Below are 255 nucleotides of genomic sequence, written 5' to 3'. Positions count from 1 at the left end.
GTCCTGTGGGTGAAGCGCTGATCATGACCGCGATCGGTCTGGGCGTCGCTGTTCCTGCCGTTCTGGGTTACAACTTCCTGGTACGCCGCAACAAATCCGCGATGGAAGAAGTACGTGCTTTCGCTGCCGACCTGCACTCCGTGCTGCTGTCCGGCAACATGGGCAAGAAATAATCTGACCGGAATCACAGGAGGCAACGCCTCCTGAACTCCGCACACCAGACCCCGGCCCCGTCGTGCCCTGACTGTCTCCTGT

Annotated in this window: 1 protein-coding gene; it reads left to right on the top strand. The window is 60.0% G+C overall.

Going from position 1 to position 255, the window contains the following annotated elements; genetic code table 11:
* A partial coding sequence (locus KDM89_RS22260) for a MotA/TolQ/ExbB proton channel family protein (RefSeq protein ID WP_212689901.1) occupies positions 1-173 on the top strand: 173 nt, incomplete at its 5' end.
* Between the last annotated feature and the right edge of the window lie 82 nt (positions 174-255).

The sequence above is a fragment of the Cognatundibacterium luofuense genome (genome assembly GCF_018139685.1).
Lineage (GTDB): Bacteria > Pseudomonadota > Gammaproteobacteria > Burkholderiales > Burkholderiaceae_D > Undibacterium > Undibacterium luofuense.
The sequence above is the reverse complement of the archived record's forward strand: the minus strand, read 5'-3'. Positions and strand labels throughout refer to the sequence as shown.